The following is a 22753-nucleotide window of genomic DNA, read 5'->3' on the forward strand; positions in this document are numbered from 1 at the left end:
TATGGTTGATATTACACATAAAAGTGCGACTTTAAGGAAAGCAACAGCAATGGCCACGGTACTTGTTTCTTCTGAAAATACCATCAAGCTTATTGAACAACGACAGGTTCCGAAAGGCGACATATTTGAATTTGCACGTGCCTCCGCATTACTCGCAATCAAGAAAACTGGCGATATGATTCCAGATTGTCACCCTTTACCAGTAGAATATGCAGCTATCCGGTATACCCTATCGGACTTGCAAATTCATATTGAGGTTGAAGTACATACGGTCTATAAGACTGGTGTTGAGGTTGAAGCCATGCACGGAGCATCTGTTGCAGCTCTTGTTATTTATGATATGCTAAAACCCATAGACAAACAGGTGGAGATTGGTGGTATCCGATTACTTGAGAAACGAGGGGGGAAGAGCAATGATTCCCAACCTTGGATCACGGATCTTAAAGCTGCAGTCGTAGTTTGTAGCGATTCGGTAGCTCGAGGAGATAAAGAAGATATCTCAGGCAGGCTCCTTTGCGATCTTTTGGAGCAACAAGGCTTACACGATATTGCCTATGCGGTAATTGCTGACGAAACGAATGCGATACAAGAACGTCTGGAACACTATGGACAAGCCGGCATAGATATTCTGGTCTTCACGGGTGGTACAGGACTCTCGGATCGAGATATTACACCAGATGCTGTGATGCCATATATTACCAAAAATATTCCCGGAATTATGGAAACAGCAAGACAATACGGACAGCAGCGTGTTAAAACGGCTATGTTGTCCAGAGGTATTTCAGGATTTGTTGATCGCATGTTGGTGCTTACCCTGCCGGGGTCACCTAACGGTGTACGCGAAAGTGTAAGCGCATTATTTCCACAGGTGTTGCATGTCTTTCAAGTGAGAGCAAACGTTGGACATTAAGTCCTCAGCTTTTCGATAAGCTGTTTGACCCGCATAATGGTCTGGCTGATTTCCGCTTCACGCGTAAATCGGCCCAGACTAAATCGAATGGATGATAAGGCATCCAAATCTGACAGCCCCATAGCCTTGAGCACATGTGAGGGTCTTGAGGTCACCGCAGAACAGGCCGAACCACTGGATACCGAAATTGTACCCAATCGCGTAATCAGCTGGTCTGACAGTACACCTTTAAAGCAGATGTTTGTCGTGTTGAATAACCGATGGGACGTACTTCCATTTATGAATGTATCTGGAATAGTGAGGAGTTCGCTCTCGATGTGATCTCGAAGCTGTTTTATATGGTGTTGATCTACTTCTAAGTCTTCCAGCGCAATTCGCAAAGCTGCAGCCATCCCAATGATGCCGGTGGTATTGACAGTGCCGCTACGCCAGCCTTGTTGTTGTCCGCCTCCATGGATTTGAGGTATCACCTGCTCTTTAACCCGACTGGCGATATACAGCCCCCCTATCCCTTTCGGTCCGTAAAATTTGTGTGCTGAAAAAGCCATAAAATCCACATCTAGATGCTGAAGACTTATATTCATTTTCCCAACTGCCTGTGTTGCATCACATAAAACAAGTGCATGGCTTTGATGCGCTATTTCACAGATCTGTTTTATCGGTAAGATAATACCCGTTTCATTATTCACGAGCATGGTACAAATCAACAGCGTATCCTCGCGAATGCTTTCTTTAAGCAATCTGAGATCGAGCATACCTTGATGATCTACCTTTAGAAAGGAAACTTCAAATCCCAATCGCTCCATAAAAGTGCAGCTTTCCAAAACAGCTTTGTGCTCTGTGGAAATGCTGACAATATGTTTTTTTGGCGAAAATTGGAGTCCCTTTAGGACCAAGTTAATTGATTCAGTCGCACCCGAAGTAAAAATGATATTTTGGGGCAGTGTACTCAGTCTATCAGCAATGTTTTCGCTCGCCTGGTCTATGGCATCCTGTATGGTTAAACTAAATAGATGCGAACCACTTGGATTAGCATATCCCGTCCTAAAAAATGGAAGCATCTCATTCAAAACACGCTCATCTACCGGGGTGGTCGCATTGTAGTCGAGATAGATAAAGTTTGAGTTTATATTGTCCATTTAATTATCCTATAGTATCTTTCTATCAAAAGTTTTTCGTTCTCATTTTCAATAGCTATTTTAGTTCGTTTTTACCTTCAATAAAGGACTCAGGATAAAAAAAGTAAGCGCAAACATAATCACCTGAATGATAAATATTGGGCAAAGTAGATCTGCTTCGGCATAGCGGTATCCAAAACTTACAATAGTTACCGGCAATGTAAATACCAGACCAAAAAGAGACCATTCTCCGTAAAAGGGATCTTCAGGAAAAAGTGAATATACGGATAAAGTACCTAATCCTACATAGATCAAAGCGATAAAAAAAGCAAGTAAAATTAATGTCAGCCTATCATATTGATAATCACCCTATCAAAATGATCGTTTTTTGTATATATTATCTACCTAAAAACAATATAACACATTTATATACAAAAACTTAAATAAAAAAACTCCAGAATGGAATAGATTTTGGCATAGTGGATAGAAAAGAAACTAGAAATGAAAAAAGAAAATGTAAAATGGCGACAACGGAAAAAACCTCCCCAGTTTCCAAAATGGCTAAAATCATATCATCTTTTGTTTTTCGCATTTATAGTGGTGTTGATTTTCGGGGCAATTTTCAAACAGTTAAGTGAGGCATAATTTAATAACATGATGACAATAATTTTGGCGCTAGCGGGTTTAGCCCATTTCGGTCTATTTACAAATGCAATTGATTTTTTTGAAAAAATATAGTATGTAGACTGAAATCTTATCAGCCAATAAAAAAGGAATAATTAAATGAAAACAAAAATTATAAATACCATATGCCAGTGGGCTCCTGAAGCCAATGACCTTATGTCGGATATCGAACGCATAGATGATACCCTCGCAGACTATGAACTACTTCATAAATTGGCGGAAGTATGTATGCAAAAGATCCACTCAGGATCGGAAAATGAAATCGAACGCGTGCAGGAAATAGCAAAGGTTGTTAATCTGCTTTATCAGGGAGGGAACCAGTATACCCGCAACGCCATTGAGAATGAATTTTTAACAGTAATGTCGTTTGATGAAAGTCCAGGAAGTCTAAAAAGACATCTTGATCTATTTCCTGCTGAATTGCGAAAAGGATATATCAAGACAATCCTGGAAAATTAGCTTTCTTCCTGTATCGTTAACGAAAGACCAGTTAGCGAATATCCTAACATATTTGAGCGTTGAGTCAATAAAGAGGAACGAGCGAGTGCTATTTCAAATCGTTTTTTTAACAAAAGCTGCCTACGTCTTTATTTTCGCGACGACGAGATATCTACCGCAGCTCGCTGTATGGCTTTTGAGCAGACATTTTTAACCGCTATTGTGAGCTTTATCTTAAAAAAAACCGATACAGCCTCATTCATGAATTCCAATATCTAATTAATTCATAAATTGAGAAGTGAAAAGTAAAAAATTTACCCCGCTGTCGTTATTCCCCCCTCAAATTGTCGTATATATAGACTAAGATGAATACAGCTGTGTCTATATATTTGTAATATACAATTTAATAAATCAAGAATATGAAAAGAATAACGCTAATGTGGTTTGCAACGACCATCTTCCTTGGACTTTTAGTATCCTGCGTGCAAACGCCTGTGAAACAGGCACAGGAATCAGGTCGAAAAGATTCATTGAGTGGAAAAGCTCTCCAGGCGTCGGCAACCGGATATGCAGATATCAATGGGCTGAAAATGTACTACGAAGTTTATGGTAAGGGTAAACCTTTGGTGCTACTGCACGGCTCCTATATGACGATTCCGTTAAATTGGTCAAATATAATTCCGTATTTCACCGACCGGAAGGTTATTGTCGCCGAAATGCAGGGGCATGGCCGTACGAGGGATATCTCTCGCAAAATCAGCTACGAAAGTATGGCAGACGATGTCTCCAGCTTGTTAAAACATCTGAAAATTGACAGTGCAGACATCCTGGGTTACAGCATGGGTGGTGGAATTGCCTATCAGCTAGCAATAAGACATCCCGATCAGGTTCGCCGCCTCATTGTTCTATCAGGGAGCTATAAACATGATGGCTGGTGGCCGGAGGTAGAGAAAATGTATTCCACTATAAATGCCGATATGTTCAAGGGATCTCCGATCGAGAAACAATACGATAGCCTCGGCAATGATCCCAAACACTTTCCGGAATTTGTAAAAAAGGTAATCCAAATTGATCTCGAGCCTTATGACTGGTCTAAAGAAGTAAAAGCGATAAAGGCACCGTTATTTCAAGTTATTGGCGACGCCGATGGAATACGGTATGAGCATGCACTGGAATTATATACAGCATTGGGAGGTGGTAAAATGGGCGATATACATGGTCTACCAAAGTCCAGACTAGCGATTGTGCCCGGTACAACACATATTGGCATAATGTATAGAATGGATTGGCTTAAGCCTATGATCAATGACTTTTTGGATTCGGATCTAAGCACAGCACCGCCTACTTTTTAAATGCGAGCAACATCATCCATCTACTCAACAGATAAATCTTCCAAGATTGACATGATCGCAATACTTTCGGATCGAGAGGAAGATTAACAAATAATAAACCCGTCCCTCATTACGGGCTTATTATTTGTTAGCACTTGCCTGTTGATGAAATAGGATTTTAAAATTTATGAGCTATCTCTGCCGTTTTAATAGGCGTTTTTCACCGTTAAATTATAAGTGCTTGGTGCTCCTGGGATTCCACCTCCAGTTACTACCGTTTTTACTAGCGTAACTGGAGTCGTAATGTTGACATGGTATTTGCCATTGGCATCTATCGTAACATCGGCCGTTCCACCTGAGGTAGCAGTTGCTACATAACCAACAGCACCGCTTGATACTGCAGTTCCCACGGTGCAGGTGAGCGCCATATAGCGTACGTTGGGATTAGCCAACATAACACTACTGGTCGTTAAAGTATATTTCCCTGCTCCCAAAGAAGATCGAAAAATAACATTTAATGCACTGCCCGAATAGGCACCATAATTACCCCCGTCTCCGGAAGTTGTAACTGATATCCCCGCTAAACCACTGGTATTAGTTTGGGCAGAGGCTCCTCTGTTATAGGAATAGGTGCCGAGTTTCCAGCTAGATTCGGATGCATGTGGCTCGGGAGCCGGATCATCATCTTTGCTTCCACAGCAAAGTAGTGTGGTCGAGCTGATAAGTAAAATGTAAAGAAGTGATTTTTTCATGTTGTTTTATATTAAATATTAAAGATCGAATTAGACAATATTTTGGTTAAAAAATTTCACAGTAAATTACCTTACTATGGATTGCGCGATTATTGTAAATCCGTATTGCCCTGAATCTCGCTATTCGAAACTGAATGATTGAAATGTTGATAAACTCGTTTTCTTTGCTGTTCCAATTTCATAATGGCCTGTTCTGGACTTATCGTACCATCGACGGAAAAATAACTGATATCTACTATTCCAATTTGATTTAGGATACGCGCTACATGTGTTTCAATGAGATTCTTTTCTTCTACATGGGGCTGAGGCATACCCAATGCAGTAATGAGATATGCTTTTTTATCGGTCAATAGACCTCTCATTCCATTACTGTCATTTGTAAAAGTCTTTTCTGTCCGGACGATGAGATCAAAATAAGCCTTTAAAGATGATGGTATGCCATAATTATACATTGGACAGGTAATAAGCAGTTCATCGTTGCTATAAAGCTCTTCGATCAACTGATCCGATAGAGCAAGAATTTTGGATGATACAGCACTATCAAAAAAGCCATTTAGCGTATCCTGAGTGAGGTGGGGAATCATTTGCAAATGTATATCCCGTTCGATGATCTTTCCATTTGGATGTTTTATTTTCCATAATTCAGCAAAATAATCACCCATCTTCCGAGAATAAGAACCTTTTATCCGAAGGCTGCTATCAATGCGAAGTATTGTTTTCATATATTTTTTTTCTAAAGACATAATTGTTATTAAATGTGTGGTCCAAACCACCCTCGCAGTCTGGATCAACTCCAGTGGGAGCGCAATTAATTCTAAGTTGGGAGGCGGTCCTTTTGTTCTTTTTTTCTATTGAAACGATAGGTGGCCGTAGCATTGACAACCCGACCAATACCAAAATTTTTTGACTCCAGGCGATAAGTTGATCCGTTGAGTATCTGCTTTTCAATAAGTGAATTGAATACATTATTAAAAGCCATGCTAACAGTCATTCTTTCATTTAAAATATCTTTGCTGAGCGCAATGTTCAATTTATATACAGGACTGTTAAGAGACTGTACTTCCTTAAATTGACTTGTATAAGTAAATACAGATTCTATCAATAGACTTGTGGGCAATCTGAGCCGAGAATTCAATTGAGCAGTCCAGCGATTGCTTTTTACAAAATAGCGTTCACCGTTAAATTCGCCTTGTTGATTAAAACCATAGTAATTAAAATTGAGGGCTATTCGCCAGATTGGCAACGGATTATATAAACTATTCAATTCTAATCCGTAACGCTTTTCATAATTCATGTTAACAGGTGAACGCAAGAGGTAGTCCGCGCCAGTCTCCTGCACGAAATATTGAAAAAAGCCATTCGTATGCTTGTAATAAATTGTGGGATTGAAGGTAAACTGTGAAAGTTTCTGCAAGAATGTAAATTCTACGGCATGTGTGTAAGCCGGATTTAGATCCGCATTCCCAACAATAAGATTACGTAAGTCAGAAAGGCCACCAAAGGGATTCAATTGTGGGAATTCTGGGCGGTCAATTCTTCTGCTATAGCCAAGTTGCAAATTGGAATTATCCTGGAGCCTATAGCTCAAATGGATAGTAGGAAAAATATCAATATAACGCTTATTTTTATTAAAATCCCCTTTTCCATCTGCTATCTCAATCAATGAAAGCTCTGTTCTTAAACCGAGTTGATAACTCCATTTCTTTATCGTATTGCTCCACTGAAAATAGCCGGCGACAAGACGTTCATTATATTTAAGTTTGTTATCGTATTCTTCCAATAAAACACCGTTGGCAGTTGCCCAATAGTCACTTCTAATTGCGCGGAGATCGACACGGCTCCCTGCTTCAAATTTGCCCCTACTCCCAACTGTGTTTACATAGTCGCTCTGGATATAGATGTCATTGCTACTTTCTATGTTTTGAGTGACCAAATTTGCTGTCTCTACTGGTGTCGGGAAAACAGACGATTGCCGAATATCTTGATTTTCATCGTCATGCCAAAAATCATAACGCAGGCTGGTCGTCCAGTTTTTGTCTTTTTTCTCAAATGCCTTAACATAACTAACTTCCAGCTGATTATATTTTTTAGGCTCGCTGTATAGCTCAAAGCGCTGTATAGTACTATCCAGTTTGACCGCAGAGCTGAAATAATCATATCGGTTGTCTACCCTATTGTCAACGAGTAGTGTACTATGATAAAAACTGGCGGTCAGTGTATTTAGGCTATCGATGTAATAGTCGCCACCGATGTAAAAATTATGACCTCTCCCCCCCCAATCTGTACTGGTTTCCTGCTTCAAAAAGTGTTGTTTACCTTCACCCAACAAAATTCGTTTCGATTCGCTTTTGACAGTCAGATCGCGGTAACGAAATCCAATATCGCCAAAAAGATTAACCTTAGCCGTTTTATAACTCAAATTAATATTTCCATTATGATTTGCAGGAGTAGCCCAGGTGGCCTGAACACTTCCATTCAGGCCCGTTAACATATTTTTTTTCAGTACAATATTGATTATTCCCGCAGTTCCTTGGGCTTCATATTTCGCTGACGGGTTATTAATCACCTCTATTTTCTCAATAGAGCTAGCCGACAGCTGCTCCAATCCGTTATTGGCGGAGATAACCGAAGGCTTTCCATTGATCAGTATACGGACATCCGATTGTCCACGAAGGCTAATATTTCCTTTACTGTCGACGTTGACAGATGGCACATTGTTTAAAACATCATTGGCCGTACCTCCTTTGGCTGAAAGATCCGATCCTACATAAAATATTCTCCTATCCAGCTCAAGTGACAGACTTGGCTTCATTCCTAAGACCTCAACATCGTCCAATAACTTGGTTTCGGGTTGGAGCATCAAAACACCGAGGTTTTTATTGCTATCTATTTGTTGACCAGGAAGCAAGAATACCTGGAACGAAACAAAACTTATTGTGATATCGTAATAGCCTTTCTCAACAGAAACTTTAAATTCTCCTTTTGCTGAGGCCATCGCATTCGTAAGCCCTTGTGCCTTTGATATAGCGCGTAAGGTGATACTGGCTCCTTCCAAGGATAGCTTAGTTTGCCCATTGCGAACACTTCCTTTGACCACGACTTTCTCAATCTCCTGTCCCAGAACATAATCAGTCAGAAGGCTCACCAATAAAATAATTAATATTACTTTTATTGTCTTCATATCATTGAATTTGCTACGAAAATGTGGGTTTCTTTGCTATTAAAAGTGGCTAGATGTTATATAAAGTGATTAAAGCAGATTATAATACGCTATAGCAGGCAAATGGATTTCGTCGACAGATTAAACTCATTTATAGGACTATTTATGCTATCCGCCGTTCATTGACACCATTTTTTAATTGAAATGCTATCTTTGATATAAACATGTCAATTGTAGAAAAAGCTATTAGGTATAGCATGATTTATCGGGTTTCGAGCCACATACTATTCTGGCTGGTCGTTTTTATTGTCCCTCAATATCAAACGGATATGAGCATCCGTGATATGCTGATCCAGAATCTGTTTTACGTTTCTTTTTATATGATGGCTTCTTATTTTGTCGCTTATTTTATTATTCCTAAGTTTCAAAAAGGAGAACATTATTTGATTGTTATTTTTTATTTTATAATGGGGAGCTATTTAATTAGTGCCACTTCAAGAATCATGGTTGTCTATATGCTGGAACCCTTGATACGCACCCCCCCATATAGCCAGGAGCCGATCGTAGAAATTCTTACGGATCTCAGAAAACTCATCACGGTTTATTTCATTCAAAACTTTTCGTTGGCATGGATTTTCGGTTTTATTAAACTTGCTAAAAACCAGTATCTGACAAAACAACATACATTACAGTTAGAAAAGGAAAAGGCCGAAGCTGAATTAAATGCTTTAAAAGCACAATTAAATCCACATTTTCTATTTAATACTTTAAATAACATCTATAGTCTTTCATTGGTCAATTCTCCAATCACTTCTTCATCTATAGCGGGATTGGCCGAAATCCTAGATCATATATTATATCGCTGCAACAGCAATTATGTTCCGATATCTACCGAGGTCAATCTGCTGGAGAATTACATTGCATTGGAAAAAATTAGATACGACAAGCGCTTAAACGTCAGTTTTGATCATACAATCGAACAAGACGTGCAGGTCGTCCCACTAATCCTATTATCTATCCTGGAGAATGCATTCAAACATGGTGCTGGAGAGGATATCGGCGAACCACGCATCGCTATTGATCTGACAGTGCAGGCAGGCACTTTAAAGTTTAAAGTAGAGAATACATTTGTTGGTCAAAAAGAACATGAATACACGAAAAAGATAGGGATGAGCAATATAAGCAAACAATTAGCGTTGGCCTACACTAAAAATCATGAATTTAGAACTTACATTTCAGATGGCAGATTTGTAACTTTACTCACCATATCAAATTTGACTAGTGATGATACTCGATTCAAAGGTAAAGATACGATGTCTTTTAGTTGATGATGAACCGTTGGCAATTCAGTTGCTCCAGACTCATCTAAAAAGAATGGAGATATTCGAAGTGACAGCAACTTCGAGCAATGCCTTAAAAGCGCTGGAAATCATACGGAATCAAGCAATTGACCTTATGTTTTTGGACATAAAAATGCCACAGCTAAATGGAATAGATTTTTTAAAAACGCTGAGACATCCCCCAGCTGTTATTATTACGACTGCTTTCAGGGAATATGCCGTAGAGGGATATGATCTGGATGTTGTAGACTATTTATTAAAGCCGATTACTTTTGAGCGTTTTTTTAAAGCAATAGACCGTTATCTTAGAAACCGAGAAATTCAGCCTCAAAACATATTGCCAACATCAAAAGATCAAGCGATCACGATTAGGTCCGGTGGGAAATTTCATAGGTTGGAGATTACAGATATTCTTTACATTGAAAGCAACAAGGATTATATAACCATCCATTGTAGCCAGCGAAAAGTGACTACAAAATATAGGATCACCGTAATTGAACAAGAATTAAGGCAATTCAATTTTTTACGTATTCACCGGTCATTCCTCATTAATATCAATAAAATTACAGCTTTTACAGTAAACGATGTCGAAATCAATAAACAGGTGATTCCAATTGGTACCAATTACAAAGAACTTGTCCAACAAGCGTTAAAACATCATTAATTCATGTGACTTACCAAAAACGGACATCCAAAGAAAATTAAATAAAGTCGGGATAACCAGCACGGCAACTACAAATTCACGAATGGTGCGCCCCTTGGAAATTTTGCCAATTCTACGATCGAATAATTACGAAGCCAACTTCCGAAAGCTACAAAACACAAAATTCTGTGTCGTGTCAGATGGTGTCCGATGGTTTACGCTATGGCAATTGATCTTACTAAAATAATCCTTGAACTGATTTGTTAAACTTATTTCGGAATACTGTTTGATCTCAATGCCGCTGCATTTTTTTGGACCTTGCTCAGAAAATGTGCCTATAACTAAAATACCATCTGGATTTATATTTTCTTTTACCTTCGCTAGATAACCTGCAATATCATCTTCGCTTGTTAAAAAATGAAAAGCTGCCCGGTCATGCCAGAAATCATAGCATTCTGTAGGTGCAAAATGAGTAATATCCTCAACGATCCACTTTACCTTATCAGCTTTATCGCCTAACCGTTGTCTTGCTCTGTCAATTGCTTTTTCCGAAATATCCAAGACCGTAATATCTTCATATCCCAAATCTAATAGATAGTCTACCAGCAAGCTATCGCCACCACCAACGTCAATAATTTTTGCAGAGACAGGTACATTGAAAGCACTTAAATAATCCAAGGATGTTTGCGGTATTTGCTGATACCAGCTTGTCTCTTTAAGCTCCTTGGTTCGGTAAATATTTTCCCAGTGATTTTTACGATCGAATCTTTCCATATATGTTTTTACGTTATGAACTTACTTAATTTTTATAGCCTGTTGCACCTGCCCTATTCCGTTCGGGCTGTTGGCCTACTTAGCTACGAAGACTTTAATTTACAAAAAAGAGTCTATAAGCTCTTGCAATAAATCCATTTGTGATTTATTGCAGTTTACTTTAGGTAAAAGCTTTTAAATACAAAAGACGACTGTTTCGAACAGGGAAGTTATTTCATAAAAATAAAAGCGATTTTTCTTAAATTTGAACTTATACGCTGCTACTGATGCTGACCCAATCGGAAATATTAAAACATTTAGAGTGCCTTCAACAACTGAATGATGAAGAACGGCTCGAATTGTCTAAAATATGCAAACCGCTATTTCTTCCAAAAAAAACGAAACTTGTAGAAACGGACGATAAGTTTGATTCGGTTTTTGTGCTCACGACAGGCCTGCTGCGCTGGTATTTCTATTCAGATGACGGTACCGAGAACAATGTTTTTTTCTCCTCAGAGGCCGACCACGCATTTATTGCCGGAATTCCAGAATATTATGCTGATCAGAAGGAAACGAAATACACCATCGAAGCAGCTGTCGACACGCAATTGTTACTCTTTCCCAAAGATCCATTTGAAGACTTGGCTTTCCGATACAAAGGAATATTTCAGTTCTATATAAAATCATTGAAAATTGTCATTGATACACTACGCATACGTACCGAACAATTGTGCAGTGATTCTCCGAGTGCCCGCTATGAGGTTTTCCTTGAAAACCGTTCTTACATCACCAGAAATACAAACCGAAAACATATCGCCAATTTTCTGGGCATCACCCCCAATTCACTGTCTAGACTAACGGCACGTATACAAAAAAAACGGCCACCAAAAAACTAACTTAAGAATACTTTTCCCAGGCTTATTCGTTCTAATTTTGCTGTGTCAAAAAAAGCTGTGAAACAGCATTTTGCACAAATAGTATGATTTAAAACGAAAAGAAAATGAACAATTTTTTTGTAAGAATAGGTGTGCTAAGCTTATTCGTACTTTTACAAACCAATGCCGTAAATGCACAATCATCGAATGTAGAAAAGGTTGGCGCTTACATGACCCAAGAAATGTCATTTTTAAACATGACAGCAACGCAGGCCGAGCAGATTTATCAAATAAACTTTCAAGCGGCTAATGCAATGGAAAGGCTAGGGGCGCTAAAGAAAACGGACCAAACATTTGACCAGGTTCTAAGCCCTCAACAAGTTACAGTTTACCATGAAAATGTTGATTTTTTGCGAAACCTAATTCGCGAAGAATATGGAACTAACGATTCGTTTTAAATCATGTTTTCGTGATGCTCGGCTTTATCTTAATTGATATTGCCGAGATTTTTAACACCAAATTTACTTTATCATGCAAAAATTATTGGCAACACTGCCCTTACTACTGTTCTGCGGTGTTTCGCATGCGTCTACCGGCGGAGCAGAGGACGCCATCGCTGACGTCGCATCATGGCTTATTATATTCATTTTACCGCTGGCGGGAATTTTTCTATTTTGGAAAGTACACATCTATCCCGAAAAAGTTGCGGAGAAGAAAAATCATCCGCAATTGAGCGCCATAAAAAGCATGTGTTTGCTGTCGCTAATATTTGGCGGACTTCTTTGGCCGGTTGCTTTAATATGGGCCAACTATAATTACAAAAAAGATAACACATCTTCTTCAGATTTAGAAGAAACAGATTCTTCGTCAGCAAAGAACGAGGAATCTGCCGAAGACAAGAAATAAATTCCGTGAATACGGAATCATCAAAAACAAAAAATTATGTTAGAACTACTCATAGGAATATATGCTGGTATTTGCTGGCTTCTTATCAAAAAATTAAAACTGATCCCCTGGAATTTCAATACGCAGGTCGTGGTATTTTCATTGCCAATTTTTGGGTCTATTGCCCTTATATTGAGCCTTAACTATTTTTGTCCAATAACATCGGACGTCAAAGTAGGTAACCGAAGTGTGGACATTACGACCCAAACATTGGGCAAAGTAAAGAAAGTATATGTAAAGACAAATCAGGAAGTAAAAAAAGGAGATACGCTATTTACCATAGATCCGGTACCCTACGAACAGGAGATAAAATCATTGGAAGCCCAGCTAAGCAATATGAAATCCACCGTATCCTCCTACAATTCGGATATTGAGGCCTCCCGCAAAAACGTTTTGAGTTTACAATCCCAGCTTGAATTAAGCAATAAAAGAATAAAACAATACCAGGAGCTCGTAGCTGCTGGTGCTGCGAACAGATTTGACCTTGAACAAGCTGTCGCTACTTCGAAGGATCTACAATCGCGAATTAGTGCTGCACAGGCACAAAAGTCATCTTTAGAAGCCAAATACCATTCAACACATCATGGCGAAAACGCTTCCATCGCAGAAATAAAAGCAAAATTGGATCAGGCGAAATGGAATCTTTCACAAACAGTGGTTTTAGCACCTACTGACGGGTTAATACCGAACGTACAGCTGAACGAAGGAGCCATGATGGCGCCTTTTAAATCGGCTTTTGTATTGATTCAAAAACAGCAATCCATTGTTGCCTTCTTCTCCCAAAATGAACTAGAAACGGTAAAAATTGGAAATGAAGTGGAACTTGCCCTAAAAACTGCTCCCGGAAAAGTGGTAAAAGCCAAATTGGAATACGTGGTTGATGCGACGAGCCAAGGAATCATGAACAATGCCGGTGGAATGCTTGGCGGCAATGGAACAACTTCGGGAATTCCGGAAACGGCACGTCTACAGCCCGAAACGGATGGAAAACTCATCGCTAAATTTGTGCTGGATGAAAACGAACAACCGCTGACCGTGGGTGCAAGAGGAACAGCAGTCATCTATTCCGACCATATCAAACCCTTACATCTTATCCGGAAAGTGATGGTACGTGTAAGCAGCAAACTCAACTTCTTAATTCCAAAACTGCATTAAAATGATAAAAAAAATAGGTATTGGAATTCTCTTGTTCGTAAACTTGACTTCTTGTATCGGTTACAAAAATGCAACACCAGAAACGGTTGAAAATTTAAAAAACTCGAGCGTGGTAAAGGCGAATATTGAAATTTCTGATAAATGGATCCAAGATAAAGCTCAAAATCAATCTGCTTTTTCCTATGAGTGGATGAACGAACTACTGACACCGGAACTCAAACGCTTGATCAAGGAAGGGCTTACCCACAATGCGGATATTATCATTTCCAAAGAAACATTGGATCAAGTTGAATTGACGATGGATATTGCCGGAAGTAACCTTTATCCCAGCGTCAATGCCCTGGCGAATACGGGCAACAATCTTATCAGCGGGAGTCATATCGGCAAGCTGCAGCTTAAAGCAAGCTGGGAGCTTGACCTCTGGGGAAAAAATAAGTCTGCGGAAATGGCAAGTGTAAGTCGATATTTCTCCGCGCAGTTTCAACAAAAAATGCTGGAGCAGTCTATCGCCGGAATGATCGCAAAGGCTTATTACCTAAATATTGCGGGACAATATCAAGAACAAAAAATCAGCGAATACATAGCGAAAACCGAAGAATTGAAAAAAATCTTGATCATTCAAAATAAAGTAGGAACCGCAAACGCACTGGACATATCTAATATTGAAAGCGAATCTATTCTCTTGAATTCGTATCTTGAAAAAATTAGGAATGCGAATACGCAATCAAGCAGGAGTATAGAGATCCTTTGTGGGAAATATCCAGCAGGTTTGACAAAAGTAAATGCTAAATTTTCAGCGTTGGCACAGCATATTCCCACAGATTTCCCGCTCAATATATTAGAAAAGAGGGCCGATATTATGGCCAAGCAATTTCACATAGAATCCAATTTCTATCAGGTTCAGGAAACCAAAGCAGCGAGACTGCCCGCCCTTAATATCGGAGCAGGTTTTGGCGCAGCAGAAACCAATGTCGCTGGTATCAGTAATTTATTTTCTAATCCTTTGATCAAAGTTGGCGGTGGTATAACGACCCCTATTTTTAATAATGGAAAACTAAAAAAGAATGTAGAGATAAAAACCTCACAACAAAAGCAAGCGGTAGAAGAGTATGCGAAATCGGTCCTAATAGCTTTCAATGAAGTGGAATCTGCTTTAGCAAATTTGGGTTCTATCGATAAACAGGAGATTTACCAACAACAGGCAATCTCATCGTTGGAGAAAAATATAGATTTAACAAAAAAACAAATAAAAATAGGTAGTAACAACAGCTTTATTCTACTCCAAAAGCAAAGAGACCTCATAAAAAGGGAGATGAACACCATAGATCTTGACCTCCAACAGCGGATCGAAAGAATCAATCTTTACATGGCGCTGGGCGCAAATGGTCTTGTGAATTTTTAAATTTCACAAACTTCCATAAAAAAAANNTTTTTTTTATGGAAGTTTGTGAGAAAGCGCGATACGGTCAGCGTACCAGACAAGTACAAGAAAGGGTCTTGTAACTATCATTATATCCGGCACGCCTTTAAATATGTCGGTGCGATCAATTCGTCGGGCGAAGCAATTATATGTGCAACGTAAATGATTTTTAGGACACTTAATGTCCTCTTTTCGACCAAAAATCTTGAAATAGAAGAAATACGATTATGGCATGGTTTCAATTAGTTGCTAACGGTGATGCCACAGATCCTAACAATTGCATTATAACAAGCCTGCCAACACCTGTACTCAACACTTCATTGCGGACCGAAATGATCACTGCATTAAAGAATAAAGACAGTACTCATGAAAGAGAGTATTAGGTTAGCAAATCCCCGTTACAAAGGGATACTTAAACTTTTATTCTGGGTAAAAATGAGCATCGCTCTTAGATCCTACTCCAAATAACCCTCAGCCCACAATCACGCAATTTAAATTACAATATATTAAAACATCTATATTAAAAACTGTAAACATTTCTCTACAACCAAACTCATAGACCTAAAAACATCATAGTTAATCAAAAGGATACCAATATAATTGTAACACGAAATTTTAGAAGCTAAAGAAAAACATACAAAGCGAAGACTAGCTAAATCACACTTAAATAAAGTCTTTAGCTATATAGTACAACTAAAACAAATAATTACACAATTAAAAAAACAAAATCATGGACAAGAAACAAAGTTATTGCACACCGCAGATCCACATATCTGTGATCGAACTAGAGCAGGGAATTGCTGCAGGCTCAAACTCCCATCGACCTGAACATTCACATGAAGGAAAGGAATGGGGGCAAAGTCATAATCCTCATAATGATATGGACGAATAGCCATTATACCCCAGGAAATAAAAATCTTGGGGTTCATTTTTTTACTTCAAAACAGCCCCCTTTCCTGGTCTGGCATAAATTCCATATTTACTGGATACCTTCCCTTATGCAATTATAAATACTGGGCTATGAATCTCAGGCAGCAATAAACTACAAAGCATAAAGTCGCTCGGAATTTTTTCCAAACGACCTTGATTTCTCAGTTCTTCAATAGTATTAGCATAGCTGCCAGTATATCTATCACTTTACAGATCCCATATGCTTGGACTTTTTCATCATACTGTTTATAGGATTTGGGCGTGCGACCTTACTGTTTGGCAGTTTTACATAATAGGAAGTATGGTAACCGTTTCCTGGTCTAAAAAAATCTGTAGAAACAATTTGAGCGCCACTGTTAAATGCCGCATCTGCCCTACCGTAATCGTTGATCTTGGCTTCATATGTTTCAATATCGGATCTACTCCTGACGATATACCCTGCTTGCACCAGATCCTGAATTTCCTGTTGACGGACCAGCGCATTATCCAACAGAACAAAAGATGCAAAGCTATCATTGGGATTTGACTGCACAAACATCATCCGCTTTTCAAGATTAGGTCTGTTTTTGGTATAAGCAGATTCAAGATTCATCCCTGCTGTTGTTGGCAGTAGCAAGAAAATAAATTTTCCACGGGATGCCTTGACACTGGGCCAATGACCAGCACGCACTGCTTCACGCAAAGTACTGTAATCCCCACGTATATCATCAGGTGTAATGAGCTTTTCTTTTCCCAACACCTCGACAACTTCGGCATCCAACTCATCAAAAGCTTTTTCATCAAATGGAAGTATATCGGCACTATTGGGGAAAAGCGGAATGCCCTTATCTTTAGCTTCGACCATAATGAAAACAGGTAGGTGTCCGGGGTTCTTTTCTGACCAAGCCCGCAAAGCTATAAGCCCGCTACGGAAGGAGGCATAATGTGATCGAAAATCAAAATCCGCTATATGTAGCATCTTGAAACCGGGTTTTTCCAGCTCTTCTTTTTGATATGGAGCCAGATCCGAAACTCCCATTTTATTTAGTACTTCATATCCGGCAGGTCTATCAAACCGATGTCCTGTGGGATCGTAATATACATCCATTTCTAAACTTCTGATACCGCTATCAAGTTGTACGTCAAACGCTGGGTGATCGTATTTCAACCCTTCACTCATTGTCATTGGATTGGGATGGAATTCTTTAAATGAGCTCAGTTTATCAGGAGGAAATAGTGTTGCCATCTTCTCCGACATTTTCGAAAAAATGGGGTCAGCATATGCCGCGAGACGTGGATCTACTGGCCTTGCATAACTATTGTGTGTACCAAGCACCTGAATCTGATTAATCTTGAGCTGATCAAGCTGTGATAACTCGGGCTGCTGAGCAAAGGCTGTTCCTATACCCAGCGAAAGCAAGGATACTTTGATGAAAGTGATTTGTTTTAATTTCATATTGCTATTGTTTAAAAAAGTTTTGCGCTGATTCCGACCTGGCCGCGTACAGAATACCATTCGGCTTGTTCTGCACGATCATAAACACCATGATAATAGCGTACTGGGGCACCAGTAATGTTATTTAACTCAGCGAATATTCTGAACTTGGAGTTAATCGAATAAGAAGAAGAAAGGTCCACTGAAAAATTGCTCGAATACCATCGGTAATGTTCAGGTCCGGCAATCTGCCGAATGGCATCGAGGTATTTTCCTTTATAATTTCCGGCAATACGGGCCATAAATTTGCTATTTTCAAAGATTAGGGAAAGATTGAAAATGTGTTTAGCCTGCTTGGGAATCACGCTTTCATCTTCTATTCGTTTTCCCTTGTCAAAGCGCGGAACTTTAGCCTTAGAATCTGTAAACGTATAGTTGGCATCTATACCAAATCCTTTCCATATCCCTGGTAAATCGACAAATCGCTTGGATATCCCGGCTTCAAAACCTGCTAACCAAGCATTTTGGAGATTATCCGGTTCGTTTACATTGAACATGACACCATTGATATTTTGGGTAGATTGATTCGAATAAATCAAATTGGAAAGTTTTTTATAGAATGCTCCTACCGACACCATACCAATACCACCGAAATAATGCTCAGCCATCAGGTCAAAGTTGCTGGCAAAAGTAGGTTTCAAGTTGGGATTTCCCCGTGTAATGATCCGGTTGATATCGTCTTGGGTTGTACCCGGATTGAGGTTTCCAAAGTCGGGACGCGCGAAGCTTCGCGTAAATGCCAGTCTAATAAGATCATTTTCAGTCGCATTGATCTTCAGATGCAACATAGGTAGAAAGGCGTTGTAGCTATTGTCCTGATTAATGGCCTCGACTTGAGTGGATTTGTCTCCGAGAGTAGATACTTTGCTGCCAGAGAAAGTGACTTTGTTGTATTCGTTTCGTATACCTGCAATTACTGTAAGCTGATCAGTCAATTTGTATTCCGCAGAGCCATAAATGGCGTATACATTTTCTCTTCCACTGTAATAGTTAGCTGCACCTGTGGCGTTTTCAGCCGAATCAACGCGGAAAGGGTACAGCTTATTGTCTGCAATTCCTGCTGGCGAAGCAAGCTGTCTGACTGATTCCATCGACATCTGGTCGATGAGCACATTGCTGTAAGGTGATCCAATTTCGGTCAAAAAACCGCCACGATATGGATAGGGTTCAGTGCCTAAACCGGCGAGTGTCGGAGCTGGTCCTGAGACACCTGCCACATAAACGCTATAGGGATTTTCTACGTTTTTGTCCTTATGAATAAATTTTCCACCAACTTTGATGGTAAGCGAACTGCTAGGCGTATATTTTAAATTGATTCCAGCACGTTTGTTACTCTCCTGGTTTTTGCTCCTGATATTGACAACTTGTGTTAACTTCATAGCCTCAGCACTAATAGGGGTGGTAGATGAAAGCTGTGGTAGAATTTTGTCAATATAGTCCCCCTCTCCATCCGGTGAGTCCATGGCGAGGTATTTCTTCCCATCTGCAGCCATACCATCGTAAGAAACTTTTTGAGAGAAAGTCGCCATAGGATAGTAGTCCGGATCTTTAAATTTAAATGCAGATTTATCCATGCTAAAGGACCAATCCAATCCTATCTTTTCAGAAAAATTCGATTGTCCGCTCAGCTCTCCGGAATAAAGATTTGTATGATAATCCGCGGCTCGCGTTGTTATGGTTGCTGTTTTAGTATTAAAATAAAAATAATTTTCACGCACCTGTTGCGCATCCAGGTACTCACTATAAAGTCCCTTGAAGATAATTTTATGCCTTTCATTGAAAGCATATTCAAGACCTCCATTAAACCCAATGGTGCTTCTGTGGGCTATATAATCGCGTAATTGGAGATCGGTAATAGAAAAAGCTTGGCTCGCATTGCTGTTTCCAAAATCATAATTTAGATTGTATCGATCTTGGGCGGCTGTTCGGTCCCAGATCACTGCCGAAAGGATATAGCCCAATTTTCCCTTGGCAACACGATCGCCAAAGAGAAGAGAGCCATTATATGATGCTCTTTGAGACTGCCCATTGTATCCACCGGCAGCACTGATGTTGAGCGTACGCTTAAGTGGCGCTGTCTTGGTAATAAAATTGATCGACCCACCAATGGCATCTCCTTCCATATCAGGCGTGATCGCTTTTGACAATTGTACATATTGAATCATTTCGGATGGAAAAATATCCATCTGAATTCTTCTGTCCGCATAATCGAGACTAGCAGAAGGAAGCCTATTTCCATTTAACAGTGAAGCGCTCCATTGGATAGGTGTACCCCGGACCGAAACATACCTTCCCTCGCCTTGATCCCGTTCGATAGAGACGCCTTGAATACGTTGGACGGCTTCTGCAGCATTTCGATCTGGCAGTTTACCAATGGCATCAGCAGCCAGCACCTCCATAATAGCATTTGCACTCTTTTTAATATTCAGTGCTTTAAGCTGAGAGCCGGCAGAAGAGCCTACTACAATGACCTCACCCAAGCTATTGTTTGAGGGTTGTAATTTAATGTTTCCCAAATGGATACCTTCTGTGGAAACTACTGTATCCAGTGTGAATCCCTGGTAACCGGTGTAGAAAATGGAAAGTTGGATACGTCCTTTTTCTTTTAAGATCAACGTAAACTTACCATCAAGATTGGTTTGTGTCGCAACCTTCCCAACTTGTACTGTTGCTCCGGGCAATACCTCATCGGTTGTTGAAGTGACAGCTCCTGTAATTTGTTGTGCCTGTAGAAAAATAGGCATCAACGAAATCAAAAAGAATAACGTTCTTTTCATATCATGCAATCAATTTTGTTATTTGCTGCGAAATTGATATTTCATAGAATAAGGGTCGTCTTTCTCGATAAAGAAGAACGTACTACTTGAAACAGAAGATATAAACACCTGTACCTATGTTAGTTACACGTGTTAATTTTTTATTAAGCTTTGATTATCGACGGATTGGCACCTATTTAATGACACAGAAATACTCTTTTCCCTGACGTATTGAAAAAGTTTTTGCGACTGGTAAAGCAATACATGTTAGGTATTAAGTAGGTTATAATATGGTTTTTCTTTTAAGTAGGCTGATGGAGTACAGCCCTGGACTTTCTTGAAATATTGATTGAACGAAGATTTGGAATGGAACCCAGCCTGAAATGCCAACGAGAGGATATTGATGTTCTCTCCCCTACTTCTATACTTATCCATCAGGCTAACCACTTCCATAATCCGATACTCGTTGACATACTGATAAAAAGATTTTTCTTTGTACTGATTCAATGTTTCGGAAAGGTGATGACGTGATACCCCGGCCCTTGCCGCCAGGCTCTCGAGTGTGAGATTGGGATCTAAAAACACCTTATGTTGGGTCATCAATTTTTCTACGTTCTCTAAGATACCGGCATAGTCCACACTAGTGTTCTTTTCATTTTCTGCTGCAGATAGATAAGTAGGCGTGTCACCCATAATCGCTATCGAGTCTTTAAGATTATCGGCAGAATTTGGCTCGTTTAGTTCTTCTTGTTGATACATGTAAATGTAAAGAAAAGAACTTACTTTGACATAGATTATGGATATACAGATAATCACCAAAATAGAATAGATAAATACCCGAAACCATAAATGGATAAAAGAAAAATAAGTAGATATATCAAATAGTTGGGCCCAGGAAGTGATGAAAAGAAATGCCAAGCCGATCAATAGGAATAGACAAGCTGCTAATTTGATCATACGCTTTTCCAACTTCCAGAACATCGGTATCTTCTCAATCCTAGCGAGAATCTTTAAAGGGTAATGAATATATAATATCGTATATGCATAACCAGATATCGAATTGTACATTTTAATAAATGGCGGTAATTCACCGGAACTGTTAATCACATAAGCGGCGATCCAAAAATAGCCAACCAACGCACACATCGATGGAAACATGGCCAAAAGGATATCAATAGGCTTTCCTCTATGTTCAAGATAGCTCATATAACACCATAACAGTCCTGGGTAGGCCAAAGCAATAAATGTATTGAACTGTTGATGGATCTTTGAATTGGGCCAAAAGACATTCAATATAAAGGTGATAGCCAAGTGTAAAAAAATGGCAGCTAATAAATACGAAAGAATATTATCATGCTGCCGATTGTTTTTTTTATTTTTTAATAAAATACCCAGTGCCAATAATGCTTGGGTTGCCCCCACAATAATAATATAATTCACGTCCTTGATCTGATTATGCTGCTCAACAAAGTTAATAATCAGGTATTATCAAATTGTTAAATAACAGAAGCCTTCAAACTGAGAAATCTAGGCGATTATTATTTCTGATTTTTCATAACTATTCAATTATTATCAAGAGATCAAGTCGTTAATATCCATTCTGTCCATACGTGTTTTAAGCGTCTCCAATTTGCAGTCAGGAAGGTTAATTAATAACAAATGTCCAATCTATTTTTCCATAATTTTTAGTCCAATAGCTTGTTCAATTCCGCAAACCGATCATTTGTAGAGTCATCGTCCCAATTATATTCCGTTCGCTGTGCAATAGCCAGGGCTTGTCCCTTGCCAGAAGACTTTGGATTTAATGATGCATTGAATAGGGATTTCTCTTTTTTCAGCTTCTAATTTACGTGTTTTACATAGGTAATTTTAAGGTCACTAAATGGAACAATTACTTACAGCTGGTGCCGAAGCACTGAGAAAGGCTGATACAGGACATTGTCGAAACAAAGTAATCATTAGTATTAGAAAGTTTATAGTATATACAACCCTAATTTTAAACCCCTCGAATTCGAGAGGTTTAGAAAACAAGCTGGTCTCAATAGTTTAATTAACAGCGCTCAACTTAA

The 22753-nt window shown here is 39.2% G+C and carries 20 protein-coding genes and 1 pseudogene; 12 read left to right on the forward strand and 9 right to left on the reverse strand.

Annotated elements, in window-relative coordinates; all coding sequences use genetic code 11:
- Nucleotide 1: 1 nt before the first annotated feature.
- A complete protein-coding gene (moaCB, locus tag B4G94_RS24290; RefSeq protein WP_286862607.1) occupies nt 2-910 on the forward strand; it encodes a bifunctional molybdenum cofactor biosynthesis protein MoaC/MoaB in 909 nt (302 codons plus the stop codon).
- Here moaCB and B4G94_RS24295 read toward each other — a convergent pair.
- Entirely contained in the window at nt 907-2049 is a 1143-nt protein-coding gene (locus tag B4G94_RS24295; RefSeq protein ID WP_286862608.1) for a cysteine desulfurase family protein, read from the reverse strand. The genes moaCB and B4G94_RS24295 overlap by 4 nt on opposite strands.
- A 762-nt stretch (nt 2050-2811) precedes the next feature.
- On the opposite strand from B4G94_RS24295, the gene B4G94_RS24300 reads away from it, so the two are divergent.
- A complete protein-coding gene (locus B4G94_RS24300) occupies nt 2812-3171 on the forward strand; it encodes a DUF7674 family protein (protein ID WP_108632697.1) in 360 nt (119 codons plus the stop codon).
- A 398-nt stretch (nt 3172-3569) separates the two neighbouring features.
- Nucleotides 3570-4502 (forward strand): alpha/beta fold hydrolase, encoded by a 933-nt coding sequence (locus B4G94_RS24305; RefSeq protein WP_286862610.1) that lies wholly within the window; start codon nt 3570-3572, stop codon nt 4500-4502.
- Between the two features lie 185 nt (nt 4503-4687).
- On the opposite strand, the gene B4G94_RS24310 is transcribed toward B4G94_RS24305, so the two are convergent.
- The 3 genes from B4G94_RS24310 to B4G94_RS24320 all read right to left on the reverse strand — a co-directional run bounded on the left by B4G94_RS24310 (nt 4688) and on the right by B4G94_RS24320 (nt 8414).
- The gene (locus tag B4G94_RS24310; RefSeq protein WP_286862613.1) at nt 4688-5233 is read right to left on the reverse strand and encodes a hypothetical protein; all 546 of its coding nucleotides are present in this window, start codon (nt 5231-5233) and stop codon (nt 4688-4690) included.
- A gap of 89 nt (nt 5234-5322) precedes the next feature.
- Complete coding sequence (locus tag B4G94_RS24315) at nt 5323-5955, reverse strand: FMN-dependent NADH-azoreductase (protein WP_286862616.1); 633 nt, start codon at nt 5953-5955, stop codon at nt 5323-5325.
- A 92-nt stretch (nt 5956-6047) separates the two neighbouring features.
- Entirely contained in the window at nt 6048-8414 is a 2367-nt protein-coding gene (locus B4G94_RS24320) for an outer membrane beta-barrel protein (RefSeq protein ID WP_286862618.1), read from the reverse strand.
- Between the two features lie 203 nt (nt 8415-8617).
- Between B4G94_RS24320 and B4G94_RS24325 the strand changes: the two genes are divergently transcribed.
- Nucleotides 8618-9721 carry a sensor histidine kinase gene (locus B4G94_RS24325; protein ID WP_286862620.1) on the forward strand — a complete coding sequence of 368 codons (1104 nt, stop codon included), beginning with the start codon at nt 8618-8620 and terminating at the stop codon, nt 9719-9721.
- A gap of 46 nt (nt 9722-9767) precedes the next feature.
- Nucleotides 9768-10397 (forward strand): LytR/AlgR family response regulator transcription factor, encoded by a 630-nt coding sequence (locus tag B4G94_RS24330; protein WP_286862622.1) that lies wholly within the window; start codon nt 9768-9770, stop codon nt 10395-10397.
- A gap of 6 nt (nt 10398-10403) precedes the next feature.
- Here B4G94_RS24330 and B4G94_RS24335 read toward each other — a convergent pair.
- Both B4G94_RS24335 and B4G94_RS24340 read right to left on the reverse strand, forming a co-directional pair.
- Nucleotides 10404-10508: pseudogene (locus B4G94_RS24335) on the reverse strand (BCCT family transporter); the annotation flags it as partial.
- 15 nt (nt 10509-10523) lie between these two features.
- Nucleotides 10524-11150, reverse strand: a complete 627-nt coding sequence (locus B4G94_RS24340; RefSeq protein ID WP_286862624.1) for a class I SAM-dependent methyltransferase — start codon at nt 11148-11150, stop codon at nt 10524-10526.
- 266 nt (nt 11151-11416) lie between these two features.
- Here B4G94_RS24340 and B4G94_RS24345 point away from each other — a divergent pair, with 266 nt between their 5' ends.
- The 7 genes from B4G94_RS24345 to B4G94_RS24375 all read left to right on the forward strand — a co-directional run bounded on the left by B4G94_RS24345 (nt 11417) and on the right by B4G94_RS24375 (nt 16416).
- Entirely contained in the window at nt 11417-12025 is a 609-nt protein-coding gene (locus B4G94_RS24345; RefSeq protein WP_286862626.1) for a Crp/Fnr family transcriptional regulator, read from the forward strand.
- A gap of 104 nt (nt 12026-12129) precedes the next feature.
- On the forward strand, nt 12130-12462 hold the full coding sequence (locus B4G94_RS24350; RefSeq protein ID WP_286862628.1) for a hypothetical protein: 333 nt from the start codon (nt 12130-12132) through the stop codon (nt 12460-12462).
- Between the two features lie 73 nt (nt 12463-12535).
- Nucleotides 12536-12910 carry a DUF3302 domain-containing protein gene (locus B4G94_RS24355; RefSeq protein ID WP_286862630.1) on the forward strand — a complete coding sequence of 125 codons (375 nt, stop codon included), beginning with the start codon at nt 12536-12538 and terminating at the stop codon, nt 12908-12910.
- 36 nt (nt 12911-12946) lie between these two features.
- A complete protein-coding gene (locus B4G94_RS24360) occupies nt 12947-14104 on the forward strand; it encodes an HlyD family secretion protein (protein WP_286862633.1) in 1158 nt (385 codons plus the stop codon).
- Between the two features lies 1 nt (nt 14105).
- Nucleotides 14106-15506 carry a TolC family protein gene (locus B4G94_RS24365; protein WP_286862634.1) on the forward strand — a complete coding sequence of 467 codons (1401 nt, stop codon included), beginning with the start codon at nt 14106-14108 and terminating at the stop codon, nt 15504-15506.
- 245 nt (nt 15507-15751) lie between these two features.
- A complete protein-coding gene (locus B4G94_RS24370; RefSeq protein ID WP_286862636.1) occupies nt 15752-15907 on the forward strand; it encodes a hypothetical protein in 156 nt (51 codons plus the stop codon).
- Nucleotides 15908-16254: 347 nt separating this feature from the next.
- Complete coding sequence (locus B4G94_RS24375; RefSeq protein WP_165305996.1) at nt 16255-16416, forward strand: hypothetical protein; 162 nt, start codon at nt 16255-16257, stop codon at nt 16414-16416.
- Nucleotides 16417-16656: 240 nt separating this feature from the next.
- On the opposite strand, the gene B4G94_RS24380 is transcribed toward B4G94_RS24375, so the two are convergent.
- The 3 genes from B4G94_RS24380 to B4G94_RS24390 all read right to left on the reverse strand — a co-directional run bounded on the left by B4G94_RS24380 (nt 16657) and on the right by B4G94_RS24390 (nt 22124).
- Nucleotides 16657-17889: a Ca2+-dependent phosphoinositide-specific phospholipase C gene (locus tag B4G94_RS24380; protein ID WP_286862640.1), complete on the reverse strand. Its 1233-nt coding sequence runs from the start codon at nt 17887-17889 to the stop codon at nt 16657-16659.
- Nucleotides 17890-17900: 11 nt separating this feature from the next.
- Nucleotides 17901-20705: a TonB-dependent receptor gene (locus B4G94_RS24385; protein WP_286862642.1), complete on the reverse strand. Its 2805-nt coding sequence runs from the start codon at nt 20703-20705 to the stop codon at nt 17901-17903.
- 246 nt (nt 20706-20951) lie between these two features.
- The gene (locus B4G94_RS24390; RefSeq protein ID WP_286862644.1) at nt 20952-22124 is read right to left on the reverse strand and encodes a helix-turn-helix domain-containing protein; all 1173 of its coding nucleotides are present in this window, start codon (nt 22122-22124) and stop codon (nt 20952-20954) included.
- Nucleotides 22125-22753: the final 629 nt, after the last annotated feature.

It is taken from the genome of Sphingobacterium sp. UBA7625 (assembly GCF_002484085.1).
Lineage (GTDB): Bacteria > Bacteroidota > Bacteroidia > Sphingobacteriales > Sphingobacteriaceae > Sphingobacterium > Sphingobacterium athyrii.

Bases quoted from the DNA above. Each gene is read 5' to 3' on its own strand.
- moaCB (WP_286862607.1), top strand. From the start codon at position 2: ATGGTTGATATTACACATAAAAGTGCGACTTTAAGGAAAGCAACAGCA.
- B4G94_RS24295 (WP_286862608.1), bottom strand. From the start codon at position 2,049: ATGGACAATATAAACTCAAACTTTATCTATCTCGACTACAATGCGACC.
- B4G94_RS24300 (WP_108632697.1), top strand. From the start codon at position 2,812: ATGAAAACAAAAATTATAAATACCATATGCCAGTGGGCTCCTGAAGCC.
- B4G94_RS24305 (WP_286862610.1), top strand. From the start codon at position 3,570: ATGAAAAGAATAACGCTAATGTGGTTTGCAACGACCATCTTCCTTGGA.
- B4G94_RS24310 (WP_286862613.1), bottom strand. From the start codon at position 5,233: ATGAAAAAATCACTTCTTTACATTTTACTTATCAGCTCGACCACACTA.
- B4G94_RS24315 (WP_286862616.1), bottom strand. From the start codon at position 5,955: ATGAAAACAATACTTCGCATTGATAGCAGCCTTCGGATAAAAGGTTCT.
- B4G94_RS24320 (WP_286862618.1), bottom strand. From the start codon at position 8,414: ATGAAGACAATAAAAGTAATATTAATTATTTTATTGGTGAGCCTTCTG.
- B4G94_RS24325 (WP_286862620.1), top strand. From the start codon at position 8,618: ATGTCAATTGTAGAAAAAGCTATTAGGTATAGCATGATTTATCGGGTT.
- B4G94_RS24330 (WP_286862622.1), top strand. From the start codon at position 9,768: ATGGAGATATTCGAAGTGACAGCAACTTCGAGCAATGCCTTAAAAGCG.
- B4G94_RS24340 (WP_286862624.1), bottom strand. From the start codon at position 11,150: ATGGAAAGATTCGATCGTAAAAATCACTGGGAAAATATTTACCGAACC.
- B4G94_RS24345 (WP_286862626.1), top strand. From the start codon at position 11,417: ATGCTGACCCAATCGGAAATATTAAAACATTTAGAGTGCCTTCAACAA.
- B4G94_RS24350 (WP_286862628.1), top strand. From the start codon at position 12,130: ATGAACAATTTTTTTGTAAGAATAGGTGTGCTAAGCTTATTCGTACTT.
- B4G94_RS24355 (WP_286862630.1), top strand. From the start codon at position 12,536: ATGCAAAAATTATTGGCAACACTGCCCTTACTACTGTTCTGCGGTGTT.
- B4G94_RS24360 (WP_286862633.1), top strand. From the start codon at position 12,947: ATGTTAGAACTACTCATAGGAATATATGCTGGTATTTGCTGGCTTCTT.
- B4G94_RS24365 (WP_286862634.1), top strand. From the start codon at position 14,106: ATGATAAAAAAAATAGGTATTGGAATTCTCTTGTTCGTAAACTTGACT.
- B4G94_RS24370 (WP_286862636.1), top strand. From the start codon at position 15,752: ATGGCATGGTTTCAATTAGTTGCTAACGGTGATGCCACAGATCCTAAC.
- B4G94_RS24375 (WP_165305996.1), top strand. From the start codon at position 16,255: ATGGACAAGAAACAAAGTTATTGCACACCGCAGATCCACATATCTGTG.
- B4G94_RS24380 (WP_286862640.1), bottom strand. From the start codon at position 17,889: ATGAAATTAAAACAAATCACTTTCATCAAAGTATCCTTGCTTTCGCTG.
- B4G94_RS24385 (WP_286862642.1), bottom strand. From the start codon at position 20,705: ATGAAAAGAACGTTATTCTTTTTGATTTCGTTGATGCCTATTTTTCTA.